Origin of the sequence: Rubrobacter tropicus, from assembly GCF_011492945.1 — a bacterium.
GTDB classification, from domain to species: Bacteria; Actinomycetota; Rubrobacteria; order Rubrobacterales; family Rubrobacteraceae; genus Rubrobacter_D; species Rubrobacter_D tropicus.
Genome location: NZ_CP045119.1, coordinates 2,746,553 through 2,759,443, shown reverse-complemented (window position 1 = coordinate 2,759,443; position 12,891 = coordinate 2,746,553). Strand labels below are relative to the sequence as shown.

Genomic DNA, 12,891 nt, shown 5'->3' with positions numbered 1-12,891 from the left:
GCACCTACGGGCTACCTGCGGAACAGGCGGCTGCCGCCGAGAAGGATGAGCCCGTCTTCGATCAGACCGAACACGGGGTCCGGCAGGCCGAGGCCCTGCGTGGTCGCCGAGCGCAGACGGTCGGCCGCGTAGACGCCGCCGAGGGCCGAGGCGGCGCCGAGCAACGCGCCGGGGACGCCCCGGCGCCCGCCGGAGACGAAGAGCGCCGAGCCCACGAGGGCGCCCGAGAGCGCGCGGCCGAAGAGTGGGCCGGCGGAGACGCGCGACGGCACGAACGGCGTCTTGTCGCCGGCCATCTCGCCGAGCATCAGCGCCTGGAGCGCGGCCGAGACGCCGTCGGAGCCCAGGCCCGCGAACGGGGTGTTCCCGATGCCCGGGACCTCTCCGCGCGTGGCGGCGCGAGACAGCAGCGCCGGGCCCGCCATCGATCGCAGGCCCGAGATGGCGGCCAGGGCTGCGGCCTTCAGGGCTTCGGGCGTAACTTCTATAACCAGGTCGTTCTTGTGCTTAGGCAAGTGCGCTCCAGACTTCCAGTTTGGTCCTGATGTGACGGATCACCTCGTCCGTGAACTCCGTGGTTCCGGTTGGGCCGCCGAGGTCCGCCGTCCTGACGCCGTCGAGGATGGACTCGAAGGTTGCCTCGTAGATGGCCCTGGAAGCGCGGCTTGCCTCCTCGTCGTGGAAGAACGTGAGGAGTGCCGCCCCGGCCAGGATCATGGCCATCGGGTTCGCCACGTTCTTGCCCTCCAGGGACGGCGCGGTCCCGTGCGGCGCCTCGGCCATCACCGTCTCGGGGTTCTCGTCTTCGTCGAGGGAGATCAAGAGCGACTCGGCGCCCGCGATGGAGCCGAACATCTGCATCACGAGGTCCGAGATGCAATCGCCGTCCCTGTTGAGGGTCGGTATGACGAGCGGTTCGCCGAAGGTGGTGAGCAGCAGGGCGTAGGTCGCGTCGATGAGCTGCGGGTCGTAGCGGACGTCGCGGCTGTTCTCCGCGGCCCGGTCCATCTCCTCCTTGAGCATCCCCTCGTAGACGGGCGATACGGTGTACTTCGGGCCGCCGAAGACTTTGGCCCGCATCTTGCGCGCCTGTATGAAGGCGAACTCCGAGACGCCGCGGCACACCCTACGGCTGATCTTCTCGGTCCTGTACGCCACCTCGTCGAGCCCCTCGCCCTCGCGCCACTCCTCGGCCCCGTAGGCGTCGTCCACGGCCATCCGTATGACGGAGACGGGACTGTGCACGCCGGTTACCGGGTTTACGCCGGGGATGCGCCTGCCGGTGCGCACGATGACGGTCCCGTCTATGCCCTTTCTCAGGATGGCGTTGGGCGAGCCGACATCCCCCGGTGTCTCTGGCGTCACGGTGGCGGCCTTTATGCCGAAGCCGCACTCCTTCATGGCCGCCGCCGCCTCGTGTACGACCCCGTTGTCCGTCGCCCGGCGGTTCTCCAGCGAGAGGTCGTACCGCTGGAAATCCACGTCCACGCCGGTCACGGACGGGTCCAGGACCCGTAGCGCCTCCTCCAGGAGTTCCTGCCCGGTCTGGTCGCCCTCCATCACCACGATCGTCTTCCGGTCCACTAATAGCACCTCGCAACTAGAGTCAGTTAGGGTTTCGAGGCTAGTATACGATCCGCGCGCGGACGTACAGGATCTCGCCCGGGTTGTAACTAATGGACGCATACGGGTACACTTAATCCCGCATCCGGGTGGCATCCAGAGAGAGGATCGTGCCGTGGAACTGTTCTTGGTCTTCGCGTTTGTTATAGCGGTCGGCGTCGTCTTTGGGCTCATAGCCGACTTTCTACGCCGGCGAAGCGATCGCCGCCGCCGTCGTAGGGCCGGCGCCGACGCGGGCGTAGGAGCCGGCGCCGGCTACTACGGCTTCTTTGGCGGCCACGGAGGAGGAGACTCCGGCGGCGGCCACGGCAACGATGGCGGCGGAGGCTGGTTCGACGGCGGCGGGGCGGCTGGGGCGACGGCGGCGGGGTGGCGGGGGAGACGGCGGCGGAGGCAGCTAGGCAGGCCGTACTGCCAGCAGCACCCGAACGACGCAGGAACCCTATCTGTAGGTTCGTCCCCTTATCCGGCCTCACGGGCACACACCCGGGTACTCCACTGTCACGGAAGAAGGCCGTACGCCGGTTCCGAATTAGCCCATTCGTGGTATAGCGCGACGCGCCTTCTTGGTACTAGAGTTTCTATTGCATCTTCGCGGGACCGCGCTACGCAGGCCGCCCGAGATGGGGGTCGCGGTCCGGGAGGCGGTCCTTTCCGGGCGTGCTGGGGAGGACAGACCAAGAAGGCAAGGAGGAAGCCGGATGAAGAGATTGTCGTGGTTGGCGGCGTTGTCGCTCCTGATACTGTCCGCTTTCGCGCCAGCGGCGTGGGCGCAGGGCCAGGAAGTCACGGTAGGCATGGAGGACAACTTCTTTGACCAGGCCAACATAACCGTCGAACCGGGCACCACGGTAACCTGGGTCCAGCGCGGCCAGTACGGACATACGACGACCTCCTACGACGGGCTGTGGGACTCCGGCCTGATCGAGGGCGGCACCGACGGAACCTACTCTTACACGTTCGATGAGCCGGGCACCTACGAGTACTTCTGCGGCCCCCACGAGGATATGGGCATGGTGGGCACGGTCACCGTGAGCGCCGGATCGGCCAGCGCCTCAGCGAGCGCCTCGGCCACGGCCAGCGCTTCGGCCGGCGCCGAGACGCTCGCCGACACGGGCGGTCCCTCTCCCGCGCTGGCGGCGATCCTTCTGCTGGCGGGCTCGTCACTGGTGACGTTCGCCGTCCTGCGGCGCAGGGCTTCGTAAGCCCGGATGTCCCGGGAGGGGGAGCCTGCGCCCCCTCCCTCCCGCTTTGTACGGCACGGGACCGGAGTCCTTAGGCAGCCTCGTAGCCACCTGACCCGCGCCGTCAGCAGTCAGCGCGCTACGGCCTCGCCTCAGCTCACGGCGATCAGCTTTTTTGCTCTTGCTGAAAGCCTTGCAAAGAGGTTCAACCTCTCTGCAATCCGCTCTAAGTAAACAGGTCTATAAGCTGCAGGTTCTCGAAGTCGGCGGCGAGGGTGGGGGAGAGCTTGGCGCGGTCCTCCCTCTCGGCCAGGTCGCTCGCCACCTCCAAAAAGGCGGCTACGGGGCCGCTCATCGGGGCGTCGCGGCGGCGGAGGGCGGCGATGGAGCGCCTCATCTCTGGGTTTTCCTCCACGGATATAAGCGACAAATTCCCCGACGAGACCGACCTGACGACCGCCGTCCTGGGCAGGAAAGCGACCCCGAGGCGGTGCTCGACCATCCTCTTGGCCGCCTCGATGTTGTCCACCTCCATCGTCCTGAGCTCCCGAATGCCGGCGTCCCTGAGCAGGGCGTGCGTCTGCTCGAAATAGCTCGAAGATTGGTCGAAAAAGATGAGCTGCTCCTCCCCGACCTCCGCCAGGCTGGCCGTCCCCCTCCTGGTGAACCTGTGCCCCGGGTCAACCACGAGCACCAGCTCGTCCTCGTACAGGTGCAGGCTCTCTATCTCCGGGTGCCGGATCGACCGCGTCAACCCGAGCTGCACCTCCTCCTTGAGCGTCATCTCCAGGATCTCCTCGGAATGCCCCGTCCTGACCGAGATGGAGACCCCCGGATAGGCCGCCACGAACCTCTCCAACAACCCGGGCAAAGCGTAAGTCCCAACGCCCGGGGAAGCCCCGATCAAAAGTCGTCCCCCGTAGCCCCCCGTAACTCCTCCAGCCGCCGCCGCCCCTCCTCGAACCCCCCGACCACCCTCTCCGCGTAGGGCACGAACTCCCTGCCCGCGTCGGTCAGCCGCATCCCCCGGCTGGTCCTGACGAACAACTCGTCCCCAACCTCCTCCTCCAATGCCTTCAACCGCGCCGTCAAAGTAGGCTGCGTCAAAAACATCTCCTCCGCCGCCCGGCTCAAATTCCCGAGCCGGGCCACCGCCAGAAAACACTCGAGTTGTCTGAAGAGCACGCTGCTCCCTTCGGTCGCGCTTTCAGCTTTCAGCCCGCTTCGGCCTAGCGGCCTCCGCTCTCAGCTGTCAGCCTCTTTCCGATCTCGGCCGCCCGACCGAAACGCAGTGCTGCCGTCCGCCACGGTCAGCCATACGCTCTTGGCGGCGCACCGGCACGACTCGCTGAAAGCCGACGGCTGAAAGCTTTTCCATAAGTTTCTCCTATATCTGCGATACGTGCAAACGATTGGACTTATAGCGGGTGGCCGTTTAACGTGTGGTTCACGGCGGAAGCGTTGAGAGGAGAGGCGATGATACCGGTTCAGTACAGGGATCCAGAGACGGAGGAGATCCTGGAGCGGCGCTACGAGGACGGGGCTCCGTCCATCGGGACTCGGGTGAAGATCGGGTTCGGCGAGTTCGAGGTTCTGTACCGGTGGCGTTGCGTGCCGACTTCTTGCATCGTTTACGTGCGGCGGGCCCCGGCCATGCGGCGGGAGCGGGTTGCCGCTTAGCGGCGTTCGCGGGCTTCGAGCGTGGAATCCTTGCGCTTGCTAGAGTTGCTGCTCTGGCAAACGTTAGAGAGGAGCCCGGACCGAGTATGGTCGAGAGAAACGTGTACGGCGAAGGCATAGAGGTCACCAAGGAGGTTCCCGAGGAGTTTCGGGGGATTATGAGCCCCGAGGCTGTCGCCTTCGTGGCGAAGCTCGCCAGGGAGTTCACCCCAACGGTCGAGGAGCGCTTGCAGGCGCGGCAGGACCGGCAGGCCCGGATCAACGCCGGCGAGATGCCTGATTTCCTGCCCGAGACGAAGGATGTCAGGCAGGGGGACTGGAAGATCGCGCCGATCCCGGACGCGTTGCAGGACAGGCGGGTGGAGATCACCGGCCCCCCGGACCGGAAGATGCTCATCAACGCGCTCAACTGCGGCGCCCCGACGTACATGACCGACTTCGAGGACGCCAACTGCCCTACCTGGCACAACATGCTGGACAGCCAGCTCAACCTCCGAGACGCGATCCAGCGCACCATCACCTTCGACGACCCGAAGACCGGCAAGCACTACACGCTCAACGACGAGGTCGCCGTCCTGATAGCGCGCCCCCGCGGCTGGCACCTCTGGGAAAAACACATGCTCGTCGACGACAAACAGGTCCCGGCCGGCATCTTCGACTTCGGCCTGTATTTCTTCCACAACGTCCGGGGACTCCTGGACCTCGGGCACGGCCCGTACTTCTACCTGCCGAAGATGGAGAGCCACCTCGAGGCGAGGCTGTGGAACGACATCTTCGTCATGGCCCAGGACGAACTCGGGATACCTCAGGGCACCATCAAGGCCACGGTCCTCATAGAGACCATCATGGCGACCTTCGAGATGCACGAGATCCTCTACGAGCTGCGCGAGCACTCCTCGGGTCTGAACTGCGGCCGGTGGGACTACATCTTCTCCTACATCAAGAAGTTCCGCGAGCACGACATGCTCCTCCCCGACCGGAACCTGATCACCATGACCGTCCCGTTCATGCGGGCATACTCCCTGCTGACCATCAAGACCTGCCACGAGCGCGGCGCGCACGCGATGGGGGGGATGGCCGCCCAAATCCCGCGCAGCGACGACCCGGAGTGGACCGAGTTCGCCAACAACAAGGTGCTGGAGGACAAGGAGCGCGAGGCGCAGGACGGCCACGACGGAACCTGGGTCGCCCACCCCGGGATGGTCGGGCTCGCCAAGCAGGCCTTCGACGAGTACATGCCCCAACCCAACCAGATCGACAAGCAGCGCCCGGACGTGAACCCGAGCGCCGCCGACCTGCTGGAGAAGCCCGAGGGCCCCATCACGATGGACGGTTTTCGCAGCAACATCTCCGTGGGCGTCCAGTACCTCGCGGCCTGGCTCGCGGGCCGCGGCGCCGTCCCCGTCTTCAACCTGATGGAGGACGCGGCTACGGCGGAGATCAGCCGCGCCCAGGTGTGGCAGTGGATCCACCACCCCAAGGGCATCCTCGAGGACGGCACCGAGGTGACGGTGGAGCTGTTCCGCGAAGTGCTCGACGAGGAGCTCGACAAGATAAAGAACGACATAGTCGGCCCCGAGCGGTGGGAGAAGGACGAGTTCGGCACCGCCGCCGAGCTCTTCGACCGCATCTCCACCCAGGACGACTTCGTCGAGTTCTTGACCCTCCCCGGCTACGAGTACCTGGACTAGAAGGGGGCTAGGATCACCACTGACCACACCAACGGACCCCGGGCGGAGGGCAACGCCTTCCGCCCGACCCCGGTCCTCCTCCCCAGGTGCGTCGGACACGTACCCACGCACCAGGGCGACGGGCGACTACCGCGCCCGCGTTGCACATATATGCGCACATAAGTGCGTGCTGTATCATGCAGGGATCGAAAACGGAGAGCACAGGAGGAAGAGATGGAGAACGGAAAGAACGGGACGACGCAGATAGCGCAGGAGTGGGAGGGCGAGCGCTGGGCCGGGGTCGAGCGGCCCTACACGGCCGACGACGTGGCGCGGCTGCGGGGATCGGTCGTGGTCGAGCACACGCTGGCGCGGATGGGCGCGGAGCGTTTGTGGGATCTGATGCACACCGAGGACTACGTCAACGCGCTCGGGGCGCTCACCGGAAACCAGGCCGTGCAGCAGGTCAAGGCCGGGCTGAAGGCCATTTACCTTTCCGGGTGGCAGGTCGCCGCTGACGCGAACCTGGCGGGGCACATGTACCCCGACCAGAGCTTGTACCCGGCCAACAGCGTGCCGCACGTCGTCAAGAGGATCAACCAGGCCCTGCAGCGGGCCGACCAGATCCACCACGCCGAGGGCAAGAACGGCGCCAACTGGTTCGCGCCCATCGTCGCCGACGCCGAGGCCGGTTTCGGGGGTGCCCTGAACGTCTTCGAGTTGATGAAGGGCATGATCGAGGCCGGCGCTGCGGGTGTTCACTTCGAGGATCAGCTCGCCAGCGAGAAGAAGTGCGGCCACATGGGCGGCAAGGTCCTGATCCCGACCGGGCAGGCCGTCCGTAACCTCATCTCCGCCCGCCTCGCCGCCGACGTCATGGGTGTGCCGACCGTCATCGTCGCCAGGACCGACGCCGATGCGGCCAACCTCGTCACCTCGGACATAGATCCGGCAGACCAGAGGTTCCTCACCGGCGAGAGGACGATGGAGGGCTTCTACAGGGTCAACGCCGGCATTGACCAGGCCATAGCCCGCGGCCTCGCCTACGCGCCGTACGCCGACGTCGTGTGGTGCGAGACCTCGACGCCGGACCTCGACCAGGCCCGCGTCTTCGCCGAGGCCATCCACGCCGAGTTCCCGGGCAAGATGCTCGCCTACAACTGCTCGCCTTCGTTCAACTGGAAGGCCAAGCTCTCCGACGAGGAGATAGCCACCTTCCAGCGCCAGCTCGGGGAGATGGGCTACAAGTTCCAGTTCATCACGCTCGCCGGCTTCCACGCGCTCAACTTCTCCATGTTCGAGCTCGCCCGCGACTACAAGGACCGGGGCATGGCCGCCTACTCCGAGCTCCAGCAGAAGGAGTTCGACGCGGAGAAGTACGGCTACACCGCCACCAAGCACCAGCGCGAGGTCGGGGCCGGCTACTTCGACGAGGTCGCACAGATCGTCGCCGGCGGCGCCGCCTCCACCACCGCCCTCACCGGCTCGACGGAGGAGGCCCAGTTCGACACGCCCGAAGACCCGAACACGGGGCTGCCGGGGTCGACGGAGAACGAGCAGTTTGTGAAGTAGGTTTCGGGCTTCAGGCATCAGGTTTCAGGAGGGGGCCGGGTTTTCCGGCTCCCTTCGTTCGACAGGAAGGGGTACGGGATGAAGAGGGAGAACCACAGGGACGGAGAAGAGCCGCGCGAGGTGGGGCGAGTATCGGAAGAAGAAATGGTAGGGGCAGGTGCCGGCGAACCGGGTAGGAAGGCAGAGGACGACTGGGCTTCGTCGGGGACCGAAGATCCGGCCTTCTTCATCAAGCCTTCCGACGCGAAGTGAGCGCCACGCTCCCGCGGTAGCTCCGAGAAGCTGCTCCTCGAAGTTCGGTTGCGCCTTGCCTCGTGTGGATAATGTGGGGCGTGGGTTTGAAGAGCAGAGAAGAGAGGTTGTTGCCGGGCGGCAAGCCGCTGTACGTCTGACTGTATGGGGGCGGCGGCGGGTCCGGCGCGGGTTACACGGTCGTGTTTACGGGGCTCTTCGATCTGAAAAAGCCCGGGGAGTATCCGTACCTGGCGATGGATGTGTTCGGGAGGGGCGAGGTCCTTCGGGGGAAGCCGCCGGCCGAGAGGATCCGGGACGAGGTCGCCTTCGAGGACCTGCCGGAGGGCGTGCGCGGGAGGGTCCTTGAGGAGTACCGAAGGATGTGGGGTCTCGAAGGTGATTGAGGTTGCGGCGGTGGGGAACAATCGTCTTCGGCAATGACGAGACCGTTTGTTGGAGGCGAGTGTGGACTTCGACCCGAATGATGTGCCGCAGTACCTGGAAGGCGTGGAGTACCCGGCGAGCAAGGAGGATCTGATCTCGGCCGCGGAAGGAAACGGCGCGCCGGGGGAATTGGTGGAGAGGATCGGGACGCTCGGACAGCCGACCTTCGACAGCGCCGACGAGGTCGTCGCGGAGCTCGAAGCCTCGCCGACCTCGGGGTGATGCCTTGGATGAGACGCTTGTGCTGCCCCGCAGGAACGCAGACCCGGACTTCGGTCGAGGTTCGGTCTTCTTCGTCGGCACGGCGACCGTTATCATCCGGTACGCCGGCTTTACGATACTTACCGACCCGAACTTCCTGCACGCCGGCGACCACGTCCACCTGGGCTACGGCCTGACGGCGAAGCGGCTGACGAACCCCGCCGTTGAGATGGAAGACCTCCCGCCGCTGGACTTCGTGCTGCTCTCGCACCTGCACGGCGACCACTTCGACCGTGTCGTCCAGCGCCGGTTGAACAAGGCGACGCCCATCGTTTCGAACAAACACGCCACCTCTTACCTAAAGAAGGTCGGGTTTACGAAGACCCGGACGCTAAAGACCTGGGAGCCGCTCGTCGTGGCGAAGGGTGAGGCGAACCTGCGGGTGACCGCGCTGCCGGGGACGCACGGGCCGGGCCCGCTCGGCGCGGTGCTGCCGCCGGTGATGGGGAGCATGCTGGAGTTCGGGCGGGTGGGCGAGGCGGCCCGGCTGCGAATGTACATAAGCGGGGACACCCTCGTGCACGACCGTTTGAGGGAAATACCGCGCCGCTTCCCGGGCATTGACCTGGCGATGCTGCATCTCGGCGGGACGCGGGTGCTCGGTGTCTTCGTGACCATGGACGCGGAGCAGGGGTTGGAGGCCATGAGGATCATGGACGCCCGCACCACCATCCCCATCCACTACAACGACTACACCAGGTTCGAGTCGCCGCTGGTGGACTTCGAAAGGGCCGTCACCGACGCCGGCCTCGACGAGAAGGTCCGTTACCTGGCGCACGGGGAGACCTACGAGTTCGAGGTGCCCGCCGCTAGATAGGCCGGAGCGGTCAGCTTGTCAGCCCGCTGCGGCTTCGCCTTTGCTTTCAGCGGTCGGCTTTTTTGCCCTTGCTGAAAGCCGACCGCTGATGGCTGACAGCTTTGCAGAGAGATCTAATCTCTCTGCAAACTGCTCTAGGCCAGCGTCTTTTTCAGCACGTGGTAGGTGTGGCCGACGGGGTAGCCCGGGATGTCGGCCACCACCTCGTACCCGAGGCTTTCGTAAAATGGACGCGCCTGGAAGCTGAAGGTGGTCAGGAAGACCCCCGTGCACCCCTGTTCCCTCGCCTCCTCTTCGGCCGCCTGGAGGAGCTTCGTGCCGTGGCCTTGGCCGCGGAGGGGTCCGGCGACCCAGAGGGTAGACAGGTCGAGCCATCCTCCCCAGACGTCGCCCAGGGCGCCGCCTAGAACGGCGCCGCGGTCGTCTTTGAGGAAGATGGCGAGGGGGCTGTAGTCGGCGTCGCCGGTCGCGGCCACGTTGAAGAGGTCTATTCCCTGGCGGACGACCTCGGCGTCGCCAGGGTTCGCCCGGGGCTCGGAGACGATCCTGACGTTCCTCACGCGGCCCTCCTTTTGCGCGGCTAGGCGTCCAGCACTTCCACGAGCTCGAACTCCTCGACGACCAGGACCGTCTCGTCGGAGAGGGGGTTGCCCTCCACCTCCATCTCCGCGGTCCAGGCCTCGCGGTGGTCCCGACGGAAAGCCTCGGCGTCCTCGAAGCCCTCGCCCCGGACGACGCCGGGGGCCGGCAGGCCGAGGGTCGTCTCGTAGACGGCCACCATCCGGACGCGGCACCGGGGGTTGTCGTGCTCGTCGACGACGTCCACGATCTGCCCCTGGCTCGCGGCCACCTCGGCGAGTTCGTCTTCCGTGTAGTCCGACCGCGGGGCGCAGGTGGCCGTCTTCTCGCCGTCTATGATCTCCCGGATCAGGCGCTCCCCGAGCCCGCCGTCGCCCTCCCAACCGAACTCCAGCCTGTAGTCCGTCATGCGGGCACGTCGAGCACGATCTTGCCTACCCCCGAGCCTTTTTCCATGAGGCCCATGGCCGCCGTCGCTTCTTCGAGGGGAAACGTCTCGTTGATCGTCGGGCGAAGGCCGCGCTCCGCGTAGAGGTCGAGCATCGCCCCGAACTCCTCCGCCGTCCCCATCGCGGTGCCCAGGACCGTCAGGTGCTTCAAGAAGATCTTCGGCAGCACCAGCTTCTCGACGGGGCCCGCGGTCGCCCCGAACGAGACGATGCGCCCGCCCGGCTTCGCCAGCGAGAGCAGCGCGTCGAAGGTGGGCCCGCCGACGGAATCGACCGAAAGGTCCACGCCCCCGGCCATGCCCTTCAACTCCTTGGACCAGTTCTCGGCGTTGTAGTTGACGCCGCCCTCTGCGCCGAGCTTCTTTGCGGCCTCGATCTTTTCGTCGTCCCCGCTGGTCACGAAGACCCGCGCGCCGAGCGCCGAGGCGATCTGGACCAGAAAGGTCGCCACCCCGCCCCCGACGCCCGGTACCACGACGGTCTCGCCTTCCCGGACCTGTCCGCGGGTCACGAGCGCCCGGTACGCCGTCAGCCCAGCGAGCGGCACCGCGGCGGCCTCCTCGTGCGAGAGGTGCGAGGGCTTCGGAAGGACGTGGTCCCCCGGCACCTTCACGAACTGCGCGAACGTCCCCTCGTCGGGCAACCCGAGTATCCGGTACTCCTTGCCCGGTACCGCCGGGTCGTCGCCCCAGTACAGCGCCGGGTTTATGACGACCTCCGTCCCCTCATCGGGCCCATCGGCCCCCTCGCCGCGGGCCACCACCTCGCCCGAGCCATCCGACCCGAGCGTGGCGGGCAGCGCCTCCGGCTTCGCCCCAGGGTACATCCCGCGCGTGACGAACACGTCCCGCCGGTTCAAAGCCGCCGCGCGTACCTTGACGACGACCTCTCCGCTCCCCGGCTCCGGGTCCGGCACGTCCTCGTAGACGAGGTTCTCCGGTCCGCCGAGTTCGTGCAGTCGGATAGCTTTCAATGTCGCTCCCTTCGGTCGCTCAGGCATCAGGCATCGGGTTTCAGCTGTCAGCTTAGTACGGATACACGCTTCGCGCTCTCGGGCAAACGAAGGGGCCCGCCGCGCCCGGTCGTCTGCCGGGGTGGCGGGCCGTGCTGCTCGCTTCTACCTGATACCTGAAACCTGTAGCCTGAAACCTATACGAACGCGCTTATCCCCGTCACATCACGCCCGACTATGAGCGACTGTATGGTATCGGTCCCCTCGTACGTGTACACGATCTCCATGTCCGAGAGGTGCCTGGCCACGTGGTACTCCAACAGGACGCCGTTGCCGCCCATGATGTCGCGGGCGTCGGAGCAGACCTGCTTCGCTTTTTTGGCGTTGTTCATCTTGGCGAGGGAGGCCATGGGGCCCGTCATCTTGCCCTGCTCCTGGAGCTGGGAGAGCCGGTAGACCATCAGCTGCATGTTGGTGATCTCCGCGAGCATGTTGGCTAGCTTGTTCTGGATGAGCTGGAATGACGCGATGGGCTTGCCGAACTGCACCCGCTCCTTGGCGTACTGCAGCGCCGCCTCGTAGGCGGCGATGGCGTGCCCGATGGCCTCCCACGCGACCCCGCCCCGCGTCGCGGTGAGCACCTTGTTCGTGTCCTTGAACGAGTTGGCGCCTTCGAGCTTGTTCCCGGCGGGGACGTACACGTCTTCGAGGTAGATGTCCGGCTGCCAGACGGCCCTCTTGCCCATCTTGCCTTTTATGAGCTCGGTGGTGTAGCCGGGGTGGTGCTCGCCGTTCTCGTCTTTTTCGAGGACGAAGCCTTTTACCTGGCCGTCTTCGACGTCGCGGGCCCAGATGATTACTATGTCGGCGAAAGTGGCGTTGCCGATCCAGCGCTTCTTGCCGTTCAAGACCCACCCGTCCCCGTCGCGGCGGGCCGTCGTCTCCAGCATTACGGAATCGGAGCCGTGGTCGGGCTCGGTGAGGCCCCAGGCCCCGATCTTCTCCAGCCGCGCCATCGCCGGCAACCAGCGCTGTTTCTGCTCCTCGGACCCGCAGATGTCTATGGTCCCCATCGCAAGCCCCGAATGGACCCCGAAGAAGGTGTTGAGGCTCCCGTCCCCGCGCGACATCTCTATCGCGCAGAGCCCGGCCGCCACGTGGCTCATACCGGGACAGCCATACCCCTGGATGGAACCGCCGGCGATGCTCAACTCCGCGACCTTCGGCACAAGCTCGAACGGGAACTCCGCCTTCTCCCAGTACTCGTTGATGATGGGGATGACCTCGGCGTCGGCGAACGCCCTTACCCGGTCCCGGACCTCGCGCTCCTCGTCCGTCAACAACTCGTCGATCATGTAGTAGTCGGTACCCAAAGAACGGGTCACGTCGGCGATCAAAGGCTCCTCCTTCTCCTGACTTCCCGGAC

General features: G+C 65.9%; 16 protein-coding genes. 8 read left to right on the top strand and 8 right to left on the bottom strand.

Going from position 1 to position 12,891, the window contains the following annotated elements:
• Positions 1-11 precede the first annotated feature (11 nt).
• On the bottom strand, positions 12-515 hold the full coding sequence (locus GBA63_RS13770; RefSeq protein ID WP_166176953.1) for a DUF4126 family protein: 504 nt from the start codon (positions 513-515) through the stop codon (positions 12-14).
• Complete coding sequence (locus GBA63_RS13765) at positions 508-1,560, bottom strand: isocitrate/isopropylmalate family dehydrogenase (protein ID WP_407690851.1); 1,053 nt, start codon at positions 1,558-1,560, stop codon at positions 508-510. The genes GBA63_RS13770 and GBA63_RS13765 overlap by 8 nt, the downstream gene beginning before the upstream one ends.
• A gap of 764 nt (positions 1,561-2,324) precedes the next feature.
• Between GBA63_RS13765 and GBA63_RS13760 the strand changes: the two genes are divergently transcribed.
• Complete coding sequence (locus tag GBA63_RS13760; RefSeq protein ID WP_207956788.1) at positions 2,325-2,828, top strand: plastocyanin/azurin family copper-binding protein; 504 nt, start codon at positions 2,325-2,327, stop codon at positions 2,826-2,828.
• 205 nt (positions 2,829-3,033) lie between these two features.
• Here the strand turns inward: GBA63_RS13760 and GBA63_RS13755 are convergent, their stop codons facing one another.
• Both GBA63_RS13755 and GBA63_RS13750 read right to left on the bottom strand, forming a co-directional pair.
• Positions 3,034-3,714 (bottom strand): LysR family transcriptional regulator substrate-binding protein, encoded by a 681-nt coding sequence (locus GBA63_RS13755; protein WP_166176947.1) that lies wholly within the window; start codon positions 3,712-3,714, stop codon positions 3,034-3,036.
• Positions 3,711-3,992, bottom strand: coding sequence for a LysR family transcriptional regulator (locus GBA63_RS13750; protein ID WP_166176945.1), 282 nt, complete (start codon positions 3,990-3,992; stop codon positions 3,711-3,713). Before GBA63_RS13750 ends, GBA63_RS13755 begins: the two co-directional genes overlap by 4 nt.
• Positions 3,993-4,283: 291 nt before the next feature.
• Here GBA63_RS13750 and GBA63_RS13745 point away from each other — a divergent pair, with 291 nt between their 5' ends.
• The 7 genes from GBA63_RS13745 (at position 4,284) to GBA63_RS13715 (ending at position 9,485) form a co-directional block, all read left to right on the top strand.
• Complete coding sequence (locus GBA63_RS13745) at positions 4,284-4,487, top strand: hypothetical protein (protein WP_166176943.1); 204 nt, start codon at positions 4,284-4,286, stop codon at positions 4,485-4,487.
• Between the two features lie 86 nt (positions 4,488-4,573).
• Positions 4,574-6,178, top strand: a complete 1,605-nt coding sequence (aceB, locus tag GBA63_RS13740) for a malate synthase A (RefSeq protein ID WP_166176941.1) — start codon at positions 4,574-4,576, stop codon at positions 6,176-6,178.
• A gap of 213 nt (positions 6,179-6,391) precedes the next feature.
• On the top strand, positions 6,392-7,729 hold the full coding sequence (gene aceA, locus GBA63_RS13735) for an isocitrate lyase (RefSeq protein ID WP_166176939.1): 1,338 nt from the start codon (positions 6,392-6,394) through the stop codon (positions 7,727-7,729).
• A 78-nt stretch (positions 7,730-7,807) separates the two neighbouring features.
• Entirely contained in the window at positions 7,808-7,981 is a 174-nt protein-coding gene (locus GBA63_RS13730) for a hypothetical protein (RefSeq protein ID WP_166176937.1), read from the top strand.
• Between the two features lie 236 nt (positions 7,982-8,217).
• Complete coding sequence (locus GBA63_RS13725; protein ID WP_166176935.1) at positions 8,218-8,367, top strand: hypothetical protein; 150 nt, start codon at positions 8,218-8,220, stop codon at positions 8,365-8,367.
• Between the two features lie 46 nt (positions 8,368-8,413).
• A complete protein-coding gene (locus tag GBA63_RS13720) occupies positions 8,414-8,629 on the top strand; it encodes a DUF2795 domain-containing protein (protein WP_166176934.1) in 216 nt (71 codons plus the stop codon).
• A 4-nt stretch (positions 8,630-8,633) separates the two neighbouring features.
• Positions 8,634-9,485, top strand: a complete 852-nt coding sequence (locus tag GBA63_RS13715) for an MBL fold metallo-hydrolase (protein WP_166176932.1) — start codon at positions 8,634-8,636, stop codon at positions 9,483-9,485.
• 134 nt (positions 9,486-9,619) lie between these two features.
• On the opposite strand, the gene GBA63_RS13710 is transcribed toward GBA63_RS13715, so the two are convergent.
• The 4 genes from GBA63_RS13710 to GBA63_RS13695 form a co-directional block, all read right to left on the bottom strand.
• The gene (locus GBA63_RS13710; protein ID WP_166176930.1) at positions 9,620-10,045 is read right to left on the bottom strand and encodes a GNAT family N-acetyltransferase; all 426 of its coding nucleotides are present in this window, start codon (positions 10,043-10,045) and stop codon (positions 9,620-9,622) included.
• Positions 10,046-10,065: 20 nt separating this feature from the next.
• The gene (locus tag GBA63_RS13705; protein WP_166176928.1) at positions 10,066-10,473 is read right to left on the bottom strand and encodes an ASCH domain-containing protein; all 408 of its coding nucleotides are present in this window, start codon (positions 10,471-10,473) and stop codon (positions 10,066-10,068) included.
• Positions 10,470-11,486, bottom strand: a complete 1,017-nt coding sequence (locus tag GBA63_RS13700; protein ID WP_207956787.1) for a zinc-binding dehydrogenase — start codon at positions 11,484-11,486, stop codon at positions 10,470-10,472. The genes GBA63_RS13705 and GBA63_RS13700 overlap by 4 nt, the downstream gene beginning before the upstream one ends.
• Positions 11,487-11,662: 176 nt before the next feature.
• Entirely contained in the window at positions 11,663-12,820 is a 1,158-nt protein-coding gene (locus GBA63_RS13695; RefSeq protein ID WP_166180197.1) for an acyl-CoA dehydrogenase family protein, read from the bottom strand.
• Positions 12,821-12,891 lie beyond the last annotated feature (71 nt).

Bases quoted from the DNA above. Each gene is read 5' to 3' on its own strand.
- GBA63_RS13765 (WP_407690851.1), bottom strand. From the start codon at position 1,560: ATGGAGGGCGACCAGACCGGGCAGGAACTCCTGGAGGAGGCGCTACGG.
- GBA63_RS13760 (WP_207956788.1), top strand. From the start codon at position 2,325: ATGAAGAGATTGTCGTGGTTGGCGGCGTTGTCGCTCCTGATACTGTCC.
- GBA63_RS13745 (WP_166176943.1), top strand. From the start codon at position 4,284: ATGATACCGGTTCAGTACAGGGATCCAGAGACGGAGGAGATCCTGGAG.
- aceB (WP_166176941.1), top strand. From the start codon at position 4,574: ATGGTCGAGAGAAACGTGTACGGCGAAGGCATAGAGGTCACCAAGGAG.
- aceA (WP_166176939.1), top strand. From the start codon at position 6,392: ATGGAGAACGGAAAGAACGGGACGACGCAGATAGCGCAGGAGTGGGAG.
- GBA63_RS13730 (WP_166176937.1), top strand. From the start codon at position 7,808: ATGAAGAGGGAGAACCACAGGGACGGAGAAGAGCCGCGCGAGGTGGGG.
- GBA63_RS13725 (WP_166176935.1), top strand. From the start codon at position 8,218: ATGGATGTGTTCGGGAGGGGCGAGGTCCTTCGGGGGAAGCCGCCGGCC.
- GBA63_RS13705 (WP_166176928.1), bottom strand. From the start codon at position 10,473: ATGACGGACTACAGGCTGGAGTTCGGTTGGGAGGGCGACGGCGGGCTC.
- GBA63_RS13695 (WP_166180197.1), bottom strand. From the start codon at position 12,820: ATGATCGACGAGTTGTTGACGGACGAGGAGCGCGAGGTCCGGGACCGG.